16 protein-coding genes are annotated in these 19,065 nt (G+C 70.4%); 3 read left to right on the top strand and 13 right to left on the bottom strand.

The genetic code is table 11. From position 1 onward, the window contains the following. Positions 1 to 16 precede the first annotated feature (16 nt). Both ACUXVX_RS17340 and ACUXVX_RS17335 read left to right on the top strand, forming a co-directional pair. Positions 17 to 1,585: a gamma-glutamyltransferase family protein gene (locus ACUXVX_RS17340; protein ID WP_446309282.1), complete on the top strand. Its 1,569-nt coding sequence runs from the start codon at positions 17 to 19 to the stop codon at positions 1,583 to 1,585. Positions 1,586 to 1,599: 14 nt separating this feature from the next. Continuing rightward, positions 1,600 to 2,259, top strand: a complete 660-nt coding sequence (locus ACUXVX_RS17335; RefSeq protein ID WP_446309281.1) for a phosphoribosyltransferase — start codon at positions 1,600 to 1,602, stop codon at positions 2,257 to 2,259. Here ACUXVX_RS17335 and ACUXVX_RS17330 read toward each other — a convergent pair. The 5 genes from ACUXVX_RS17330 to metG all read right to left on the bottom strand — a co-directional run bounded on the left by ACUXVX_RS17330 (position 2,256) and on the right by metG (position 9,583). Beyond that, entirely contained in the window at positions 2,256 to 3,323 is a 1,068-nt protein-coding gene (locus tag ACUXVX_RS17330) for a lipocalin-like domain-containing protein (protein WP_446309280.1), read from the bottom strand. The two genes, ACUXVX_RS17335 and ACUXVX_RS17330, sit on opposite strands and share 4 nt — an antisense overlap. Beyond that, positions 3,320 to 5,719 carry an FtsX-like permease family protein gene (locus ACUXVX_RS17325; protein ID WP_446309278.1) on the bottom strand — a complete coding sequence of 800 codons (2,400 nt, stop codon included), beginning with the start codon at positions 5,717 to 5,719 and terminating at the stop codon, positions 3,320 to 3,322. The genes ACUXVX_RS17330 and ACUXVX_RS17325 overlap by 4 nt, the downstream gene beginning before the upstream one ends. A gap of 100 nt (positions 5,720 to 5,819) precedes the next feature. After that, positions 5,820 to 6,479: an ABC transporter ATP-binding protein gene (locus tag ACUXVX_RS17320; protein WP_446309277.1), complete on the bottom strand. Its 660-nt coding sequence runs from the start codon at positions 6,477 to 6,479 to the stop codon at positions 5,820 to 5,822. 99 nt (positions 6,480 to 6,578) lie between these two features. Beyond that, positions 6,579 to 7,676, bottom strand: coding sequence for a PAS domain S-box protein (locus ACUXVX_RS17315; protein WP_446309275.1), 1,098 nt, complete (start codon positions 7,674 to 7,676; stop codon positions 6,579 to 6,581). Between the two features lie 194 nt (positions 7,677 to 7,870). Further along, entirely contained in the window at positions 7,871 to 9,583 is a 1,713-nt protein-coding gene (metG, locus tag ACUXVX_RS17310) for a methionine--tRNA ligase (protein WP_446309274.1), read from the bottom strand. 138 nt (positions 9,584 to 9,721) lie between these two features. Between metG and ACUXVX_RS17305 the strand changes: the two genes are divergently transcribed. After that, positions 9,722 to 11,074, top strand: coding sequence for an MATE family efflux transporter (locus ACUXVX_RS17305; RefSeq protein ID WP_446309272.1), 1,353 nt, complete (start codon positions 9,722 to 9,724; stop codon positions 11,072 to 11,074). A gap of 22 nt (positions 11,075 to 11,096) precedes the next feature. On the opposite strand, the gene ACUXVX_RS17300 is transcribed toward ACUXVX_RS17305, so the two are convergent. From ACUXVX_RS17300 to ACUXVX_RS17265, 8 genes are all read right to left on the bottom strand, one after another. Further along, complete coding sequence (locus ACUXVX_RS17300) at positions 11,097 to 12,317, bottom strand: MFS transporter (protein WP_446309270.1); 1,221 nt, start codon at positions 12,315 to 12,317, stop codon at positions 11,097 to 11,099. A 105-nt stretch (positions 12,318 to 12,422) separates the two neighbouring features. Continuing rightward, a complete protein-coding gene (locus ACUXVX_RS17295; protein WP_446309269.1) occupies positions 12,423 to 13,037 on the bottom strand; it encodes an ImuA family protein in 615 nt (204 codons plus the stop codon). A 139-nt stretch (positions 13,038 to 13,176) separates the two neighbouring features. Then, complete coding sequence (locus ACUXVX_RS17290) at positions 13,177 to 14,262, bottom strand: DUF1513 domain-containing protein (RefSeq protein WP_446309267.1); 1,086 nt, start codon at positions 14,260 to 14,262, stop codon at positions 13,177 to 13,179. A 3-nt stretch (positions 14,263 to 14,265) separates the two neighbouring features. Further along, the gene (locus ACUXVX_RS17285) at positions 14,266 to 15,249 is read right to left on the bottom strand and encodes an imelysin family protein (RefSeq protein ID WP_446309265.1); all 984 of its coding nucleotides are present in this window, start codon (positions 15,247 to 15,249) and stop codon (positions 14,266 to 14,268) included. Positions 15,250 to 15,316: 67 nt separating this feature from the next. Continuing rightward, positions 15,317 to 16,828 (bottom strand): di-heme oxidoreductase family protein, encoded by a 1,512-nt coding sequence (locus tag ACUXVX_RS17280; protein ID WP_446309264.1) that lies wholly within the window; start codon positions 16,826 to 16,828, stop codon positions 15,317 to 15,319. A 105-nt stretch (positions 16,829 to 16,933) separates the two neighbouring features. Next, entirely contained in the window at positions 16,934 to 17,419 is a 486-nt protein-coding gene (gene bfr, locus ACUXVX_RS17275) for a bacterioferritin (RefSeq protein ID WP_222468398.1), read from the bottom strand. Next, the gene (locus tag ACUXVX_RS17270) at positions 17,416 to 17,661 is read right to left on the bottom strand and encodes a (2Fe-2S)-binding protein (RefSeq protein ID WP_222468399.1); all 246 of its coding nucleotides are present in this window, start codon (positions 17,659 to 17,661) and stop codon (positions 17,416 to 17,418) included. Before ACUXVX_RS17270 ends, bfr begins: the two co-directional genes overlap by 4 nt. A 114-nt stretch (positions 17,662 to 17,775) precedes the next feature. Next, entirely contained in the window at positions 17,776 to 19,032 is a 1,257-nt protein-coding gene (locus tag ACUXVX_RS17265) for an imelysin family protein (RefSeq protein WP_446309262.1), read from the bottom strand. Positions 19,033 to 19,065 lie beyond the last annotated feature (33 nt).

Here is a 19,065-nt window from a genome sequence, read left to right as displayed (position 1 = left end):
ACCGAGAGGACACCACATGCTCAACCCCGCACTCGGCCTCAAGGGGGCCATCTCCGCGCCGCATCAGGCGGCCGCACAGGCCGGGGCGGGCGTGCTGGCAGAGGGCGGCAGCGCGGTGGAGGCGATGGTGGCCGCTGCGGCGGCGGTGGCGGTGGCCTATCCGCATATGAACGGCATCGGCGGCGACGGGTTCTGGCTGATCAAGCGGGCCGGGCAGGCGCCGGTCGCGATCTTCGCGGGCGGGCAGGCGGCGGGGCTGGCCACGCCGGAGTGGTATGCCGCGCAGGGCCATGCGGAGGCGATCCCGGCGCGGGGGCCGCTGGCGGCGCTCACGGTGCCGGGCACGGTGGGCGGCTGGGGCGCGGCACTGGCGCTCTGCGAGGCGCCGATGCCGCTGGCGCGGCTTCTGGCCCCGGCGATTGCGCTCGCCCGAGAGGGCATTGCGGTGACGGGCAATCAGGCGGACTGCACGGCAGAAAAGGCGGAGGGTCTCGCACCGGTGCCCGGCTTCGCGGAGATCTACATGCCGGGCGGAAGCGCGCCGGAGCGGGGCAGCCGCCTGAGGCAGCCCGCCCTTGGCGCCACGCTAGAGCGGATCGCGGAGGCGGGGGTGGCGGATTATTACTACGGTGATCTCGCGGCGACCCACGGGGCCTTTCTGGAGGCCGCGGGCAGCCCACTGCGCCGGGCTGATCTGGAGGCCTACCGGGCCGAGCGGCGGGTGCCGCTGGAGGTTAGCACCTCGCAGGGACGGTTGTGGAACATGGTCCCGCCGACGCAGGGCGTGGCCTCGCTCAGCATTCTGGCGCTTTTCGACAGGCTCGGGGTGCGCGAGGGCGAAGGGTTTGCCCATATCCACGGGCTGATCGAGGCAACCAAGCAGGCCTTCATTCGCCGCAACGCCGAGTTGGGGGACGGGGTGGAGGCGCAGGCCTGGTTGGAGGCGGCGGCGCTGGATGAGATGGCCGCGCGGATAGACCCGGCGCGCGCGCTGCCCTGGCCCTATGAGCCGCGGCAGGGTGACACGATCTGGATGGGCGCGGCGGATGCCGAGGGCACGGTGGTGAGCTTTATCCAGAGCGTGTTCTGGGAATTCGGCGCGGGCCTGACCTGCCCGGAGACGGGGGTGGTGTTTCAGAACCGTGGCGCGGCGTTTTCGCTGGGTGAGGGGCCGAACCAATTGGCGCCGGGCAAGCGGCCCTTCCACACGCTCAACCCGGCGATGGCAGAGCTGAAGGACGGGCGGGTGATGGCCTATGGCACGATGGGCGGCGAGGGCCAGCCGCAGACGCAGGCCGCCGTTTTCAGCCGTTATGCGCAGTTCGGCATGGGCTTGCAGGAGGCGGTGACCGCGCCGCGCTGGCTGCTGGGCAAGACATGGGGCGACGACACCACCACGCTGAAGGTGGAGAGCCGGATGGACCCAGGCTTGGTGGCCCAGCTCCGCCAGGCGGGCCACGAGGTGGAGATGCTTCCGCCCTTCAGCGACCTTGCGGGCCATGCGGGCGCGGTGGTGCTGCACCCCGGCGGACTGCGTGAGGCCGCCAGCGACCCGCGCGCCGATGGCGCGGCTCTGGGCCTGTGACGGGTATGGCGGGCATGGCGCCGGAGGACTTCTGGCAAAAAATCGAGCCGGGCCCGCCGCCACTGCCGCCCTATGTGGGGCGCTTTCCGGCGGCGCTGCCGGGCGGCGAGGTGCTGTGGCTGCCGCTGCGCCCGCTAGAGGGCACGGCGACGGCGCTCGCCTCGCTGATCCTCAACCAGGCGAGTTTTGCGGTGGCGGGGCGGCTGGCGGCGCTGCTGGCCGAGGCGCTGCGCCCGCATGGCGTGAGCCGGGTGGTTGGCCTGCCGACGCTGGGCCTCGGGCTGGCGGCGGGGGTGGCGGAGGCGCTGGGCCACGGCCGCTACCTGCCGCTCGGCACCTCGCGGAAGTTCTGGTACGACGAAGCGCTCTCGGAGCCGCTGCGCTCGGTCACCAGCCCCGGCGGCGGCAAGCGGCTCTACATCGACCCACGGATGCTGCCGCTCTTGGAGGGCGCGCGCGTTGCGGTGATCGACGATGCGGTCTCGACCGGCACCTCGATGGTGGCTGCGCTGGACCTGCTGGACAAGGTCGGCGCGCAAGTGGTGGTGGCGGGGGCGGCGATGCTGCAGACCGAACGCTGGCAGCCCGCGTTGGCAGGGCGGGTGGCGGTGGAAGGGGTGTTTCACTCGCCTCTGCTCGAGGCCGGGCCGGGCGGCTACGCGCCGGTGGGTTAAGGCTGCGGTGCTCGGTCATAGCCTGTCATCTCCAGATAGCCGCGGCCTGTGTGGCTGCCGGTGATCGCAACCGGGCCTTCCCAGTATTCAAAGCTGACATCCATCCATGCGTCCGCGCGCAACGCGTCGATTTCAACATCGACGTCCTTGTCGGGCAGGGTGACGCGCCAGCGGGTGGGGGGCGTGCTGCCATTCAGCGGGGTGAGGGTGAGGGCGCCGTTGCCGTAGGGGGTGGCGGTGCCGTCCGGGTCGATCCATGTGGCGGAGGTGAAGGCGGTGCCGTCGGTGGCGCGCAGGGCGAAGCCCATGAGGCGGGCGCCGGTGGAGAAGGAGAGCGAGACCCAATCCCAGCCGTCCTGATTTTCAGCCAGGGGTTGGGAGGACCACTCGCGGTCGAGCCATGCGTTGCCGGTGACGGGGATGTCGCCGTCGGGCAGGGTCAGCCGGCCGGTGACCTCGTAGAAGGGTTGCGAGTAGTAGTGGCTGGCTTGGCCGGTGGGGGATTTGACCGAAAAGCCCTTGTCGCCGTGGAGCACGAGCGGGCCGGTGGCGGTGAGCTGGAGCTCGTAGGCGAAGTCGGGGGCGGAGGCGGTGAGGCTGAGGGCGGAAAGCTCATCGGCTTGGCCGGAGGCGGTGCCTGCCATCGCCCAATCGTCGATCCATGCGGCGAAGGGGGCGGCGGTTACGCCTGCCTGCCCGGTGCCGCCACGGGCGAGGCGCTCGGTGGAGTGGTGGCTCTCGGGCGTGGTCAGGGCGGCGTGGGCCATCCAGACCTGCGGGGAGGACCAGCCTTCGCGGTCGCCGGGCGCCAGGGCGGAGCGGAACAGAGTCCACTGGATGCCGTAGGGGGTGCCGTCCGGCCCCGCGAGGGTGGCGGTGAGATACCACCATTCGATGCGGAAAGCGGGGTGGGGGCCGTGATCGGCGGGGAAGGTGAGGGTGGTGCTGCGGGAGGGCAGAGCAAAGCCATCGGCCTCTGTGCCTAGACCGGCGAAGCCCTGCGCGGTGGCCGAGAACGGCGTGACGGCGAGGCCGGCGAGGAGGGTGCGGCGGGTGAGGCTCATCTTTCGCTCGCGAAGGTCTTGAGGAAGGTGGCGGGCTGGGTGCGGCGGAGCTTCAACACCGGCCAGAAGCAGGCCAGCGCGGCGGCGGCGAGCGCGGTGGCGAAGAGCAGCGCCCATTGGCCGGGGAAGAGGAACATGGGCAGGCGCCAGCCGAAGGCCTCGGTGTTGACCACGGCGAGCAGCGCCCAGGCGAGGGCGAGGCCGAGGGGCAGAGCGAACATGGCAGTGAAGGCGGCGAGGGCGAGGGTACGCAGGGCCTCCAGCGTAGCGAGGCGGGCGCGTGTGGTGCCCATCGCCCAGACCGGGGCGATCTGGGGCAGGCGCATGGTGGAGAGGGTGAGCATGGCGGTGAGGATGGCCAGCGCGGCGACGCCGAGGGTGAGGGCATTGAGGGCCGCTGTGACGGCGAAGGTACGCTCGAAGATGGCGAGCGAGTAGGCCTTGATCTCGGCATTGGGGACCAGCGAAGTGGGGGGCAGGCCGAAGTCGTCGGCGAGGGCGGCGGTGAGCGTGGGAACATCTTGCGGCGCGATCCGGATGCCGTGGCGGAGCTTTGGCACATCGGGAAAGTGGCGGGTGAGCGCGGGGACGCTGACGATAGCTTGGGGGCCGGGGTTTCCGTAATCGGAATAGGTGGCGACGATCTCGGGCTGCCAGTCGGTGGCGAGCCGGAGGGTATCGCCGGGGCCGAGGGCGGCGCGGCGGGCGAGCTGCTCGTTGATCATCACAGCGTCGCCGGTGGCGAGCCGGTCCCATGCGCCGGGAGTGGCAGAGAGGAGCGGCCAGTTATCGCGGTAGGTGGCGTGGTCGGCCACGCCGTAGAGCTCGCCGGTGCCTTGGTCGGCCATCGGCACGTCGACATGCCAGATGGGCAGGGTGGCCTGCACCTCGGGGCGGGTGTCGAGGAAGGCGCGGAGGCCGGTGGCTTCGTCTTCGCTGCGGGCGGTGACGTAGAGCTCGGAGACGAGGCGCTGGTCGAGGAAGCCGGTGAAGGTGAGGCGGAAGGAGCTGACCATCGTGCCCACGCCGATGTTGGTGGCGAGCGCCAGCAGGAGGGCCATGAGGGCGAGGCGGAGGCCGGGGAGTTGCTGGCGGGCATCGCCCCAGAGCCATTGGGCGAGCGGGCGGCGGGCGAGGGCTTGGGCGGCGGCGAGGAGCGCGGCGAGCAGGGCGGGCAGGGCTAGCGCGGCGCCGAGGAGAAGGCCGCCGAGCAGGGCGAAACCGCCGGGCAGGCCGCCGATGAGAGGCACGGCAGCAGCGCCTGCGGCGGCGAGGGCGGCGCCAGCGGCGGCCTGAAACGCGAGACTGCGGGTGGAGGCGCGGGCCCAGGCACGGGGCTTGGCAGATGCGAGGATCGGCAGGCGGGCGAGGGCGATTAGTGCGCCTGCGCCTGCGGCCAGCGTGCCCGCGAGGGCGATGGCGAGGCCGGTCGCCGCCCAGGAGGGGCGGAAGGCGAGTTGGCCGGGCAGGGCCGCGCCGTAGAGGCCGCGCAGCGAGGCGGAGACATCGGGCAGGAGCGCTGCGGCGGTGATATGGCCGAGGGCGAGGCCGAGCGTGCCTGCGACGAGGGCGAAGGCGGTCAGCTCGGCGAGGGTGAGTGCGGCGAGCAGGCGGGTGGACAGGCCGAGCGCGCGCAGCGTGCGGAACATCGGGCGGCGCTGCTCGAAGGCGAGGCCGATGGCGCCGTGGGCGATGAAGAGACCCACGGCGAAGGAGAGCAGGCCGAAAGCGGTGAGGTTGAGGTGGAAGCTGCGGGTGAGCCGGGCGATCTCGGCCCCGCCCTGCGGGCGGCTGCGGGTGAGCGTGGGGGCCACCTCGGCCAGCGGCGGGCGGGTGAGGGGCTGGGCGGCATCGGGGGCGACGAGCAGGTGGGTGATGGCGCCGGAGGGGGCTAGAGCCATTGCGCCGTCGATCGTGGTGACGAGGAGTCCGGGCGCGAGGCCGGGGGCCGGGGTTGCCTGCGGCGCCGCGGCGAGGCTCTCAGGCGCGGCCCATTGCGGCGGGGGCAGGGTGATAAGGGCGGAGGGCGGCATCTGCGCGAGGGTTGGCGCGAGGTCCGGCAGGCTGCCCATCGGGAGGGTGAGAAAGTCGTAGCCCTGCACGGTGAGGCCCTCGGGCGTTTCGCCCTCCCAGACCGGGGAGACCTGCCAGCCCGCAGCGCGGAGGGCGAGGAAGGTTTGCATCGGGATGCGGCCAGCGGGCGAGGTCAGATGGTCGGGCGCGTCGGGGGCGAGGGTGGCCTCGGAGGCGGCATAGGAGGCGCGGGCTTCGGCGTTGATCGCCTGCACGGCGGAGAAGAGGGCGGTGGCGAGCGCGATGCCGAGCAGGAGGGTGGCGAGCTGGCCGGGGTGGCGGCGCCAGTGGGAGAGCAGGGCGTGGAGGGCAGCGCGGGTCATTGGCGCGCGGTGTGCGGGCGGGGGTGGCTCGTCCGCCCTTTGAGGCGTCGTCGCGGTGGGATGCGCGCTGCGGCTCCTCGGCAATTTATCACGGGCCGGGTCATGCCAGCTTGCCGCGTGACAGGTGCAGGCGGCGCGACATGGCGGCGGCGACGGTGGCGGAGTGGGTGACGGTGACGAGGGCGGCGCCGGTTTCGGCGGCGAGCTCGAGCATGAGGGCGAGAACGGTGGCGGCGTTCTCTTCGTCGAGGTTGCCGGTGGGTTCATCGGCGAGGATCAGCGGCGGTTTGGCTGCAAGGGCGCGGCCGATGGCGAGGCGCTGCTGCTGGCCGCCCGAGAGGGTTTCGGGCCAGGCGGAGAGGTGCGGCGCGAGGCCGAGGCGCTCGGCGAGCGTGGCGCACCAGCCTTCATCGTGCCGCCCGGCGAGGCGGGCCTGAAAGGCGAGGTTGGCGGCCACGTCGAGCGAGGGGATCAGGTTGAACTGCTGGAAGACGAGGCCGATGCGGGTGCGGCGGGCTTCGGCGCGGGCGGCATCGGGCAGGGTGGAGAGTGGCACGCCGTCGAGGGTGACGCTGCCGCTGTCGGGCCGGTCAAGCCCGGCGAGCAGGTGCAGGAGCGTGGATTTGCCAGAGCCGCTCTCGCCGGTGAGGGCGAGGGTCTCGCCGGGGTCAAGCGCGAGGGAGACGCCGGAGAGCACGGGCTGCGCCCCGCCGGAGGGCAGCGGGAAGGTTTTGTGTATGTCATCGGCCACGAGCAGCATTGCAGCGCAGGATGTAATGCGCGGGCGGCGAAGGGAAGTGGGGTGCGGCGCTGGGGCGAGGGCAACCACCTGAGCGCTCGTGGCGGTGCAGGTCCCGCCCTAGGGGCTGCGCGACTCGAGGGCGCGGCGCATCTCGGCTTCCAACCCGCCGGGCGTGCAACTGGCGGTCACCACGCCATCCATGCCTTGACCACGCAGGCTGGCGAAGGCGGGCGGCTCGGCCTCGGGGGTGCAGGCGATGACCGGAATATCGTGGAAATTGCGGCCGGAGTTGCGGATCTGGCTGACGGTGGCCGGGCCGGAGAGGCCAGGCATGTCGAGGTCGATGAGGGCGAGATCGGTCGGGCCGGCAAAGAGCGCCTCGATGGCCTCATATCCGTTGGCCACCGCTTTCACCTCATGGCCGGTGGCGCGGAGCATCTCGCGCAGGCGGTCCTGTCGCCCGGCTTCGGCCACGGCGAGCAGCACCCGCATGGGGGCCAGCGGCAGTTGCCGGGCAGGCGGCGTGCCGGCGCGGGCGGGCGGCGGATTGGTGGTGCGGCGGGGCGGGGCGAGGCTGCCTTCGGCCTCGGCCAGAGCGGCATCGAGCGCTTTGCGGAGGGTCTCAGCGGCGGAGAGCACCTCTGCCAGACGAGCGCGCTGGCTGTCTTGCAGTTGGCCCTGCTCCATCAGGGTGGCAAAGCCGAGGATCGCGCCGAGGGGGGTGCGGGTTTCATGGCCGAGGCGTTCGAGCACATCGCGGAGGCCGTCGGCGCCATCGGCCTCGCGGCGGTTGCGGGCGTCGAGCTCGCGCTCGGCGTAGCGGGCGCGGCGGTCGTCGGTCACGACGGTCAGCGCGCGCAGGAAACGCCCGGCCTCATCGCGGATCGCTCCGGAGGAGAGCAGCACTGGCAGGGGCCGCCCATCGGCGCGGACGAACTCGTAGGATATGTTGGTGACCCGGCCCGCTGAATAAAGCAGCGGCAGCCCACGTGTGAGCGCGAAGGCGCGGGACTTTGGCGTCATGATGTCGGTGGTGCGCCGCCCGATCAGCTCTTCGCGGGTGTAGCCCAGCATCCGCGCCCAAGCGGTGGAGACGTTGAGGAGGGTGCCCGATTCGTCGATGGAGTGCAGCAGAAGAGGCTCGATGGTGAACAGGGCATCGAGGCCGTCTGCAGGTGCGACGGAATCATCCTGAATACTGGGCCGGGGGTTCATTTTACCCCTCCAACATGGCGCCCCTCCGAGAAGGCGCGTTGCAGTACGCCCTCGAACCTTACCCAGCGTAATTCGACGCCGCTTCGACTTGCAAAGCAAGTCTTTCATGATCGTTTTCACGATTTTCTCTCGTAAGAGGCCGTTTGAACGGCGTGGGTGCCGACTTTTGTCGCGGGCCGCAGGGCGGCGGCGGGTCAGCTACGGGTGCCGGAGAAGCGGGCGGCCCAGTCTTCGCGGGCTTCGTCGCTGATCTTGGCAAAGAGCACGTCGGGCACGGTGAAGCCGTGACCTTCGGGCAAGGCGCTGAGTGCGGCGGAGATATCCGTGGGCCACTCGGCCCCCTCGGCGCCCATGTCGGCCAGCATCCGTTCGGCGGAGAAGGGAATGAACGGCGCAGAGAGCACGGCGTAGACCGGGATCAGGTTGAGCGCGAGGCGAATGTCGGCCGCGGCGGCCTCCGGATCTTCCTTGTAGGTGGTCCACGGCGCCGCCGATTGCAGGAACTCGTTGCCCGCCACCCACATGGAGCGCAGGGTCGCCGCCGCGCGGCGGACCTCGATGGCATCCATCTGGGCGGTGTACTCGGTGAGCTTGCCCTGAAGCTCCGCGATCAGCGCCTTGCCGTTCTCGGACAGCGCGCCGCCGGCAGGCACCTCTTCGCCCCATTTGGAGCGACAGAACTTGGTGACGCGGCTGACGAAGTTGCCCAGCACGTCGGCCAGATCCTTGTTCACATCCTGCTGGAAGGTCTCCCAGGTGAACTCGGTGTCGGAGCTTTCGGGCGCGTGGGAGAGCAGCCACCAGCGCCAGTAGTCGGCGGGCAGGATTTCGAGCGCCTGGTCCTGGAAGACGCCGCGCCCTTGCGAGGTGGAGAACTGGCCGCCCTCGTAGTTCAGGTAGTTGAACGATTTGATGTAATCGACCAGTTTCCACGGCTCGCCGGAGCCGAGGATGGTGGCGGGGAAGGTGAGGGTGTGGAAGGGCACGTTGTCTTTGCCCATGAACTGGACGTAACGGACATCATCGGCGCCCTTGTCGGTGCGCCACCAGCGCTCCCAATCCGCGCCCTTGCCGGCGTCCTGCCACTCTTCGGCGCAGGCGATGTACTCGATGGGCGCGTCGAACCAGACGTAGAAGACCTTGCCCTCCATGCCTGGCCAGTCCTCGGTGCCCTTCTTGACCGGCACGCCCCAGTCGAGATCGCGGGTGATGCCCCGGTCCTGCAACCCGTCGCCGTCGTTCAGCCATTTCTTGGCGATGGAGGTGGTGAGCACCGGCCAGTCTGTCTTGCTGTCGATCCAGGCGGAGATGTCGGCGCGCAGGCTGCGCTGCTTGAGGTAGAGGTGCTTGGTTTCGCGCACTTCAAGGTCGGTCGAGCCGGAGATGGCGGAGCGCGGCTCGATCAGGTCGGTCGGGTCGAGCTGCTTGGTGCAGTTCTCACACTGGTCGCCGCGCGCCTTGTCGTAGCCGCAGTTCGGGCAGGTGCCCTCGATGTAGCGGTCCGGCAGGAAGCGGCCATCGGCGTTGGAATAGACCTGCTTCTCAGAGACCTCGCCGATGAGGCCGTTGTCAGCCAGTGCGCCGGCGAAATGCTGGGTCAGCCGGTGGTTCTGGGGCGAGGAGGAGCGACCGAAGTGGTCGAACGACAGGCCGAAGCCCTTGCCGATCTCGGCCTGCACCTCATGCATCTCGGCACAGAACTCGGCCACCGGCTTGCCCGCCTTGGCAGCGGCCAGCTCGGCGGGGGTGCCATGCTCGTCGGTCGAACAGAGAAACAGCACCTCGTCGCCGCGCGCCCGGCAGTAGCGGGCGTAGAGGTCGGCCGGGAGCTGGGAGCCCACGAGGTTGCCGAGGTGCTTGATCCCGTTGATGTAGGGAATGGCGGAGGTGATGAGCGTGCGGGGCATGGGTGCGGCCTTTGTCGGAGTTGCCGGGAGGGTTACAGCAGGCAGCGGCGGGGAGCAACGGGGGTGCGATGCCACCGGGCTTGACCGGGGCGCGGGAGGACGGTAGGGCGGGGTATATTTATACCCGGGTAAAAAATTATGTCCGACTCTCCCTATCTCTCCGGCCCGCTGGGCCCGCTTCTGCTGCGCACGGCGCTGCCGATCTCGCTGGTGATGATGCTGCACGGGCTGCTCAGTGTGGTCGATGCGATCTTTCTGGGCCGCTACGTGGGCGCGGAGGCGCTGGCGGCGGTGACGCTGGTGTTTCCGGCGGTGATGCTGCTGGCGGCGCTGGGCACGCTGGTGTCGTCGGGCATGGCCTCGGTGGTGGCGCGGGCGCTGGGCGCGGCAGATTCGGGCGGCGCGGCGCGAGCCTTTGGCGGGGCGCATGGGCTGGCCTTGCTGATCTGGCTCGCCGTTTGTGCCGTGGGAGCAGTGGCGGGGCCGGGGTTGGTGCGGCTTTTGGCCGATGGTGACGCCACGCTGGCCGGGATGGGCTGGCGCTACATCGCGATCCTCGGCGGAGGCGGGCTGCTGGGGCTGGTGCTGACGCTCCAGACCGATGCGCTGCGGGTCGAAGGGCGGGTGCCGTTCATGGCGGCGATGTCGCTTACGGTTTCGCTCGGCAATGGCGCGCTGGACTGGCTCTTCATCGCCGTCTTCAGCTGGGGCGTGGCAGGCTCGGCACTGGCCACGCTGGTGGCGCAGGCGGCAGCGGTGCTGGTGGTGCTGGGCTTGCGGGCGCGGGGGCGGCTGGTGTTGCCGTTGCCCCGGCCTAGCCGCGCACGGTGGGGCGAGATGCTGGCGCTGGGCGCGCCACAGAGCCTGAGCTTTCTGGGCATCGCGCTCAGCACCGGCGCGGTGGTGGCGATGTTGCGGCTGCTGGATGGGCCGGACACGGAGGCCCTGATCGCGGCCTACGGAATCTACCTACGGGTCATGGCCTTTGCGTTCCTAGGAATGCTCGGGCTGGGGCAGGCGCTGCAGGCGATTGCGGGCACCTGCCACGGCGCAGGGCTGCACGCGCGGGCCAACGGGGCGCTGCATCGGGCGATGGGCACGGCGCTGGCCTATTGCGGCACGGTAGCGCTCGGGCTGATTTCGGCGCGGTGGGGGCTGGGGGCGCTTTTCACCAGCGACAGCGGCGTGCAGGCGGCGCTGGCCGGCCTGCTGCCGGTGATCCTTGCGGGCTACGTGCTGGTGGGGCCGGTGAGCATGGTGTCGTCCTTCTTTCAGGCCATTGGTGATGCCCGGCGGGCCGCCTTGCTGGGGCTGACGCGGGTTTACCTGCTGGTGATCCCGCTCTCGCTCAGTCTGCCTTGGGCGCTGGGCGAGATCGGCCTCTGGCTCGCGCCGCCGCTGGCGGATGTGGCGATGGTGGGCCTTTGCGTGCTGGTGCTTTGGCGCCACGGGGCGAGGCACGGGCGCGGGGCGCTGGCGGTTTCTGGCTAGGGGCGCCGGAGCCCGCCTTGCCCTATGGGTCCTTGCGCTGGCGGCCGGTGAGGCGGCCGATCAGGAAGCTGGTGCGCGGGGCGTAAATGTAGCGGGTGCGTTCGGCGCTGGTCGGGCGGGCGCGCATCCGGATCGTGCCGATCACGGCGAGCGCCACATGGGCCAGCGCGATGATGGTGAAGAGCGCGCTTGGGCCGGTGGCCTGCATCAGCCATGAGATCGTCAGCGGTGCGGCGATGGCCCCGGCGGCGAAGGCGAACATCATCGAGGCCGAAAGCTCGACCCGCTCGTCATCGGAGGCCCAATCGTGCGCGTGGGCGGCGGCGACCGAGTAGATCGGAAAGCTGGTGAGCCCGAAGATCGCCGCGCAGGTTAGCACGGCGGTGGTGGATTGCGAGGTCGCAAGGGTCAGGGCGCAGGCGAGGGTGGAAGCGACCGAGAGGCCGATCAGCACCCAGCGGCGGTCGTAGCGGTCGGCGAGCCAGCCCACGGGCCATTGCGCCAGCGCGCCGCCGCCGATCCAGATGGCGAGGAAGAGGCCAATCTGCTCGGGGCCGAGCCCGACCGCCTGGCCGTAGACCGGGCCGATGGTGCGGAAGCTGCCAGAGGTGAGCCCGGCCACCAAGACGGCGGCGCCTGCAAGCGGCGAGCGGGCGAAGGTGAGGGCCGGGCGCAGGCGCGGGGCCTCGGGCGTGGCGGGCTGCTCGGCGCGGGTGAGGGCGGTGGGCAGCAGGGCGGCGCAGCAGAGGATGGCGAGGAGGGTGTAGGCGGCATAGGTGGCCGGCTCCAGCACGCCGACGAGCAACTGCGCCAGCAGCGAGCCGCCCATGTCGACCAGCCGGTAGCTGCCCATCGCCCGGCCCCGCGTGGCATTTGTGACCCGCGCCTGAAGCCAGGCCTCGATCACCGTGTAGCACCCGGCGATGCAGAGCCCTGAGGCCACGCGCATCCCGGCCCAGGCCCAAGGCGTGGTCAGCAGCATGTGGCCCAGCAGGCCGATGGCGCCGAGCACCGTGAAGGCGGCGAAGGCGCGGGCGTGGCCGACGCTGCCCATCAGCCGGGGCGCCCACCAGCAGCCAAGGAAGAACCCGGTGAAATGGGCCGAGCCGAGCAGGCCGATCTCGCCGGTGGTGAAGCCCAGCGTCAGCCCCGAGAGCGCATCCATTGGTCCCAGCCCGCCGGTGGAGAGCTGGAGCAGGGCCACCGACAGGAGCAGCGGTGCGAAGGTGAGGAGGAGGCGCATGGGGGCGGGGTAGCCTGAGGCAGGGGCGGGGGCTGGCCTGCGGGCGACGGGGGGTGTCGTTTTCGGCGGGCCGGGTGAGAGCGGGGCGGTTGGCCCCCTCCCGCCCTACGCCGTTGCCTCCAGCGCGGCAAGGGGAGAGAGCACCAGCTCGGCGCGGGGCGCGGGCTGGGTGAGGTGCCATGCGGCGGGCGGGGCCATGCGGGCGCGCAGGCGGCGCAGCTCCCAGCGGGTGAGGCCCGCGGCATGGGCGGGGGCGGCCTGCCAGCGGCTCTCGATCCCCGGCGCACCGCCCGTGCCCGGGGTCAGGATCAGCCCCAGCGGCGCGGTACCCTCCGGGCTTCCGGCGGCAAGATGCAGCCGCCGCACCGGCACCATGCCCGGCGGCGCCTCCATCTCGGCCACCACCAGCGGCGCCGCGCCCGCCCGCAGCGCCTCTTCCATGCACCAGAGCCCCTCGGCCTCCCGGCCCGCCCGGACGATGAGCAGCCGCGCAGGATCGATCCAGCGGTTCACGCCCGGCCCGCAAAGCGCCTCGCCCTGCCAGTCCGGGGTGATCCAGATCACCGGCCCCGAGAGCCGCCCGGCCACTGCCAGCGCCAGTGCCTGCCGCGCCGGGCCGCAAAACTCATGCACCCGCCCGGTGGCCAGCGCAAACTCTCCGGCCACCACGCAGGGGCGGCGCGGCCGGTGGGGCATGTGGGAGAGCGGATCGCGGGGCATGCCTTCAGAATAATGTTCACTCTTTGTTCTGTAAAGCGTCGCCCGCCCTGTTCATTTTCTTGCTCCAAATATCCCCGGGGGGTGTGGGGGGCTGGCCCCCCACTGAAAGGCGCGGTGTGGGGGGTGCCACCCACGAGCGTTACACCCCGCGCACCGGCACGAGGTGGTTGTCCCAGCTCGCCTCATGCCGGGCCAGCGGCGTGGCGGTTCCGTCAGCCCCCAGCGCGAAGAGCCCGCCCATGCCGTCGGAGGCAAAGAGCCCCGCGCCGCGCGGGGCCAGTCCGCAGATGTCAGCGCGGCGCCAATGGGCGCGCAGGGTGGCGGTTTCAGCATCGAAGATCTGCACCTCGCCGCCGCGGGGCGAGGTGATGGCCACGGACTGACCGTCACCCGAGAAGGCAACCGAACCGGCATAGCCCTGCATCGCCAGTGCGCGGGCGGGCGGGGCCTCGCAGAGCCGCAGCGTCTGGCCCGCCCGCCAGAGGCCGAGAAGCGGTACCGGCTCGGCGACATCGCGTTGCCACTGCATGGCGAAGCCTGCCAGCCCGTCCGGGCGCAGGGCGAGGTGCCGGATGGAATTGGGCCAGAGCGGCTCGGGCAGTTCGGAGACCTCCAGAACCCCGCGGTCGGGGGAGACCACGGCGAGGTTGGGGCGCATGGTGTCGAGGTTCAGCACCTCGCGGCTGCCCGGCCCGGTGCGCAGCCCGCCGTTGGCAACCAGCAGGCTGCGGTCGTCCGGCAGGGTCAGAATTTCATGCGGGCCGATCCCGCCGGAGGGCACCTCGCCGATGCGCGCGTAGCCCTCTTCGGGCGCCCAGAGGCCGATCACCCCCGCGCCGGTGGCATAGTCGTTCTCGGAGGTGGCCAGCACTGCGCCGCCTTCGAGAAACGCCCCGTGACCGTAGAAGTGCCGCCCCTCCGGCGCGTTGAGCCGGGCGGTCTGGCGGCCGGAGGCGCAGTCGATCACCAGCGCGAAGCGGCCCGGACGGCGGGCGAAACCCACGGCCTCGGGGCGTGACGGGTGAGCCGCCGCCGCGTGGCCCCGGTCGGGCAGGGGCAGGCGGAAGCGCAGCGCCCCGGCGGCGGAGAGGCCGCAGAGGGCAAAGGCTCCGGAGGCATCGCGGGCGGCGGCAAGGTAGGCGGGCGCCCCGGCATCGGCCCATGTGGCGCGCGGCACCGCGGCGGCAGCTGCGAGGGAGGCGAGGAAGGCGCGGCGGGGGATCATCGCTCAGTCGCCATCGAGCGCATTGAAGCCTTGCCCCACGTTCAGATGCGCGCCGATCTCGGCGGCGGCGGTCTCCTTCAGCAGGTCGAGGTAGGAGGTGAGGCTTTCAATCCCCATGCGGGTGGTCGGCTCGGCGACCCCAGCGAAGGCGGGCTCATCAAGGCTATCGAGCCAGGCCTCGGTATCGTTGAAGAGCTTTTGCGTTTCGGACGCCTCGCCATCGGCCAGCAGGGCGGCAAACTCCTCCAGCGCCGCCAGCGAGAGCGCGAGGTTGCGCTGGCTGCGGCCCGAGCGCCAGGCCTCGGCGAGGGTGGGGCGGGGCCGCTCGAAGCTGCCAAGCGGGCGGGCGAGGCGGGCGTCGTCGTTGTATTCGATCCCGGTAATGAGCGCGGTGAAGAGCGCCTGTGTGGCCTCGGCGGGGGCGAGGTAGGTGGCGTTGCCCGGCTCCCCGGCGGTGCGCAGGGATTGGGCGGTGGCGGGCCAGTCGGAGGCGAGCGTGGCGGCCTTGGTGGCGATGTCATGGGCGATGGCGCGGGTGAGGGCGCAGGCGTAGCTTTCGGCGGCGTAGCCCGAGAAGGTGTCGTCGTAGAGCATCCGTTCCAGCGCCATGAATCCCTGCACGGCGACGGATTGCTGGGCGAAACCTTCCGGTGTGACGGCCTCGGGCGCTTCGGCTTTCAGCAACATGCCGAGTTGGCGGGCGGTGAAGCCTTTGGTGTCGGGCCAGAACTGGATCGCGATGGGGCCACCGATCTCTTGCAGGGGGCCGATGGCGAGGTGCTGGACGCCGATCCATGCGTCGAAGGCGGCGTTATAGGCCGGTTTCAGCGCCTCGGCGGTGCAATCGGCCTGCGCGGCGGCATCGAGCGCGGCGGCGGCCTCGGCGAAGGTGGCGTGGCGCGGGAGGATGTGGCCTTCGATCGCCTCGGGCACGCCGGCGTGGAGCGGGGCGGCGAGGAGGGCGAGGGCGGCGAGCAGGGGGCGCATGGGCGGTCCTTTCACGAGCGGCGGGACACCGCCCGGCCTACGCCTGTGGCGCGCCGGGAGCAAGGCGTCAGAGGCTTTCGAGGTAGCGCAGCAGGGCGGCGCGGTCTTCGGGCGGCATTTCGGCGACAGCATCGCGCTGGGCCTGCGCCTCGCCGCCGTGCCAGAGGATCGCCTCCAACAGGTTGCGGGCGCGGCCATCGTGGAGGAACTGGGTGTGGCCGGAAACCTGCTCTGTCAGGCCGATGCCCCAGAGCGGCGCGGTGCGCCATTCGGTGCCCGTCGCACGGGCTTCGGGGCGGTGGTCGGCCAGTCCTTCGCCCATGTCGTGCAGCAGGAAGTCGGAATAGGGCCAGATCAGCTGGAAGCTCTGCTCGGGTTGGTCCTGCAGCCGGTGGGTGACGAACTTGGGCGTGTGGCAGGCGGTGCAGCCGGTGTCGTAAAACACCTCTTTGCCGCGAAGCACCTGCGGGTCATCGACGGCGGCGCGAGCGGGGACGGCGAGGTTGCGGGAATAGAAGGTGACGAGGTCGAGCCCGTCAGCTGCGATTTCGAAGCCGCGCGCGTCCTGATCGCCGTGGGGGGCTTGCTGGCAAGCAGCTTGGGCGAGCACACAATCGCCCGCGCCATTCGGGTGCAGGGGCGAGCTGATGCCGATGTCACCGGCGAAGGCGGCGGCGGATTGCTCGCGGATGGTGGGCATACCTGCCTTGAGGCCGAAGCGCCCGAGCATGGGTTTGTCATGCTCCAGCGACCAGACGATGTTGGCGCGGCCGGAGATGCCATCGTTGTTCGCGTCGTCTTCGTCGGCGTTGGCGAGGATATCCGCCGCCGGGATCGCCTCGATCAGCCCAAGGCCGATCATCTGGGGGGCGACACGCGGCGAGAGCATGGCCTCTGGGTGGAGCGGCCCCCAGCCGAGGTTTTCGGCCGCGTAGGTCGGGGCGCGGAGGGAGGCGGTTTCGCCACCCGAAAGCGCGACCGGGATCTCTTTGTAGGTGATTCCGAGGCGGTATTCGGCGGGGATGCCGGGCAGGGAGTGGTCCTGCATCTGGCCGCCGTAGGTGGGCTCGGGAAGGGTGGCGATGTAATCGCGGATTTCCTCGATCCCGTCCTCCGGGCCGCCGGGGATGGAGACGCGCAGGAACATGGTGGTGCCATCGTTCTCGCCGGTCTCTGGCGGGTGGCCGCGCCCGTCTTTCAGGTGGCAGCGCTGGCAGGAGCGGGCGTTGTAGAGCGGGCCGAGGCCATCGGAGGCCAGCGTGGAGGAGGGGGCGGAGACCCAGAGCTTGCGGAATAGGCCGTTGCCCAGCTTGAAATCGAGCTCGCGGGCGAAGTCGATATTGCCGGAGGGCTGGGAGAAGGCATCGGCGTTGTCGCGCCGCCGCACGGTGGCCGCGCCGCCGGGGTTTTGCTCGAAGGCTTCGGCAGCGGTGAAGCTGGTGGTGGGTGCGGTCACGGCGGCAATGCGGGCTGCTTCGGCCTCTGTCCGCGGGACCACGGGCAGGTGATCGTCGGTCAGGGTCTGGGCTGCGGCCGATGTGGCCAGCAGGGCGAAGAGTGTGGAGAGGCGGAGGGGCATTGGCATGGTCGGCGCGTTCGATGTTTGGGTTTCACCCACCCTGAGCCGGGTGGGTGACGGGATCATGCCGGGGTTACGCGCGAGACCCCGGATTTATTCGCAGTGCTACTCGGCGTCCGCAGCGGTGGAGGCGTTGATCTGGGCGTAGTTCTGCTCGCCGACGCGGTCGTGCAGGTCGAGCTGGGTTTCGAGGAAGTCGATGTGGCCCTCTTCATCGGCCATCAGCTCCTCGAAGAGGTTCTTGGAGACGTAGTCGCCGACCTCCTCGCAATGGTCGCGGGCCTCCTTGTAGAGCGTCCGGGCCTCGTGCTCGGCGGCCAGATCGGCCTCAAGCATCTCCTTGGGGGTCTCGCCAATGCGCAGCGGATCGAGCTTTTGCAGGTTGGGGTGACCCTCGAGAAAGAGGATGCGGGTGATCAGCTTGTCGGCGTGGTGCATCTCTTCGATGCTCTCCTCGCGCGACTTGTCGGCCAGACCTTTCAGGCCCATGTCGTCCTGCATCCGGTAGTGCAACCAGTACTGGTTGACGGCCGTAAGCTCGGACCGGAGTGCTGCGTTCAGGTATTCGATGACCTTTGCGTCGCCTTTCATGCGCTCTTTCCTCTCCTGCGATGCGTTCCGAGGCCGCGCAACTCGGGCGGAACCTCCAGATTTGTATTAGCACGCATCGTGGAGAGAAACAGGGGCATACATCCGCCGCAGTCGGCGCGTTTGCCGAGGGCGTGGTAGATCTTACCAGGGGTGATGATTGTTTCGGGGTCGGCGGCACGCATCCAGTCGATGGCGGCGTGGATGTCGCGGTCGTTGATGCTTTGGCAGTGGCAGACGATCATTTCGGCAGGCCCGGGGCTGGCTGTTTTGAGGTGTCGGCGGGGGCGCGTTGCGGCGCCCCCGGTATTCATGAGCGTTTCGGGTGAGCGGATTTGGCGCACCTACCCGAGCGCGGTTTACTGGAAGACAGCGTCGGGCTGGTCGAGGCTGTCGGAGCCTTCAACCTCGATACCGTCGAGGCCAAGCGCGGTGACCGCCCGCTCGATGGAGCGGGTCTGGGCCACGAGCGCATCCACCGCGCCCATCACCAGTGCCTCGCCTTCGGCGTTCCCAGCGGCCAGCATCTGGTCGTAGGAATAGCCGGCTTCGGCAGCGGTTTTGATCTGGCCAAGCTCGCGCATGGTGTGGGCCAGCGCGGCGGTCAGCTCGGCATCGAGCGTCGGATCGGCAGCGGCCACGAGGGAGGCCAGGCTTTCGCCCGAAACGACAGATCCGTCGACCCGCTGATACTCGCCCAGGTAAACGTTCTGGATGCCCAGACCGTCGTAGTAATGCGAGTTGTGGGTGTTGTCGGAGAAGCAGTCATGCTCCTCCTCGGGATCGTGCAGCATGACGCCGAGCTTCATCCGCTCGCCGGCCTGTTCGCCGTAGGAGAGCGAACCCATGCCGGTGAGGATGGCGGTGAGGCCTGCCGTCTCGTCGCCGGTCACGGCAGTGCGGCCTTCGCCGCCTTCAGACCAGGCTGCGACGATCTCTTCGAGGTCGGTCACCAGCAGGTCGGTCGCGGCCTTGAGGTAGGCGGCGCGGCGATCGCAGTTGCCGCCGGTGCAGGCGTCACCGGAAGCGTAGTCGGTGTAGGGCCGCGCGCCGGCACCGTGCTCGGTGCCGTTCAGGTCCTGGCCCCAGAGCAGGAACTCGATGGCGTGGTAGCCGGTGGCCACATTGGCCTCGATCTCGTCGGCCTCGTGCAGGGTGCCCGAGAGCAGCGCGGGGGTGATCTCGGTCGCGTCGATCTCCTCGCCGGAGATGGTCAGCGTGGGGTTGGCCACCACGTTGAGCCCGCCCAGCGGGTTCTCGTCGGTCGCGCCGCCGCCGTCGACATAGTCGATCAGCCCTTCGTCGAGCGGCCATGCGTTGACCTTACCTTCCCAGTCGTCGACCACCGCGTTGCCGAAGCGGAAGACCTCGGTCTGCTGGTAGGGCACGCGGGCGGCGAGCCATGCGTGCTTGGCGGCTTCCAGCGTGACATCGGAGGGCGAGGCGATGAGCGCGTCGACGGCAGACTGGAGCGTCTGCGCGGTTGCGAGGCTGTCCTCATACCCGGCTTGGGCGATGTCGGCGTAGTTGGCAAGCACCTCGGCGGGGCCTGCGAGCGCGGGAAGCGGCGCGAGGGTCACCGTGGCGAGGAGCGTGGCTTTGAGCTTGGAAGTCATTGGTCTTTACTGTCCTGTTGGCTTTGGTCGTTC

It is taken from the genome of Vannielia sp. SX4 (assembly GCF_052828525.1).
Note: the sequence above shows the minus strand (reverse complement) of the source record. Positions and strands in the feature narration are given on the sequence as shown.

Coding starts and splice junctions, on each gene's coding strand:
- ACUXVX_RS17265 (WP_446309262.1), bottom strand. CDS start 19,032: ATGACTTCCAAGCTCAAAGCCACGCTCCTCGCCACGGTGACCCTCGCG.
- ACUXVX_RS17315 (WP_446309275.1), bottom strand. CDS start 7,676: ATGAACCCCCGGCCCAGTATTCAGGATGATTCCGTCGCACCTGCAGAC.
- ACUXVX_RS17340 (WP_446309282.1), top strand. CDS start 17: ATGCTCAACCCCGCACTCGGCCTCAAGGGGGCCATCTCCGCGCCGCAT.
- ACUXVX_RS17290 (WP_446309267.1), bottom strand. CDS start 14,262: ATGATCCCCCGCCGCGCCTTCCTCGCCTCCCTCGCAGCTGCCGCCGCG.
- ACUXVX_RS17295 (WP_446309269.1), bottom strand. CDS start 13,037: ATGCCCCGCGATCCGCTCTCCCACATGCCCCACCGGCCGCGCCGCCCC.
- ACUXVX_RS17280 (WP_446309264.1), bottom strand. CDS start 16,828: ATGCCCCTCCGCCTCTCCACACTCTTCGCCCTGCTGGCCACATCGGCC.
- metG (WP_446309274.1), bottom strand. CDS start 9,583: ATGCCCCGCACGCTCATCACCTCCGCCATTCCCTACATCAACGGGATC.
- ACUXVX_RS17330 (WP_446309280.1), bottom strand. CDS start 3,323: ATGAGCCTCACCCGCCGCACCCTCCTCGCCGGCCTCGCCGTCACGCCG.
- ACUXVX_RS17270 (WP_222468399.1), bottom strand. CDS start 17,661: ATGATCGTCTGCCACTGCCAAAGCATCAACGACCGCGACATCCACGCC.
- ACUXVX_RS17305 (WP_446309272.1), top strand. CDS start 9,722: ATGTCCGACTCTCCCTATCTCTCCGGCCCGCTGGGCCCGCTTCTGCTG.
- ACUXVX_RS17320 (WP_446309277.1), bottom strand. CDS start 6,479: ATGCTGCTCGTGGCCGATGACATACACAAAACCTTCCCGCTGCCCTCC.
- ACUXVX_RS17335 (WP_446309281.1), top strand. CDS start 1,600: ATGGCGCCGGAGGACTTCTGGCAAAAAATCGAGCCGGGCCCGCCGCCA.
- bfr (WP_222468398.1), bottom strand. CDS start 17,419: ATGAAAGGCGACGCAAAGGTCATCGAATACCTGAACGCAGCACTCCGG.
- ACUXVX_RS17285 (WP_446309265.1), bottom strand. CDS start 15,249: ATGCGCCCCCTGCTCGCCGCCCTCGCCCTCCTCGCCGCCCCGCTCCAC.
- ACUXVX_RS17300 (WP_446309270.1), bottom strand. CDS start 12,317: ATGCGCCTCCTCCTCACCTTCGCACCGCTGCTCCTGTCGGTGGCCCTG.
- ACUXVX_RS17325 (WP_446309278.1), bottom strand. CDS start 5,719: ATGACCCGCGCTGCCCTCCACGCCCTGCTCTCCCACTGGCGCCGCCAC.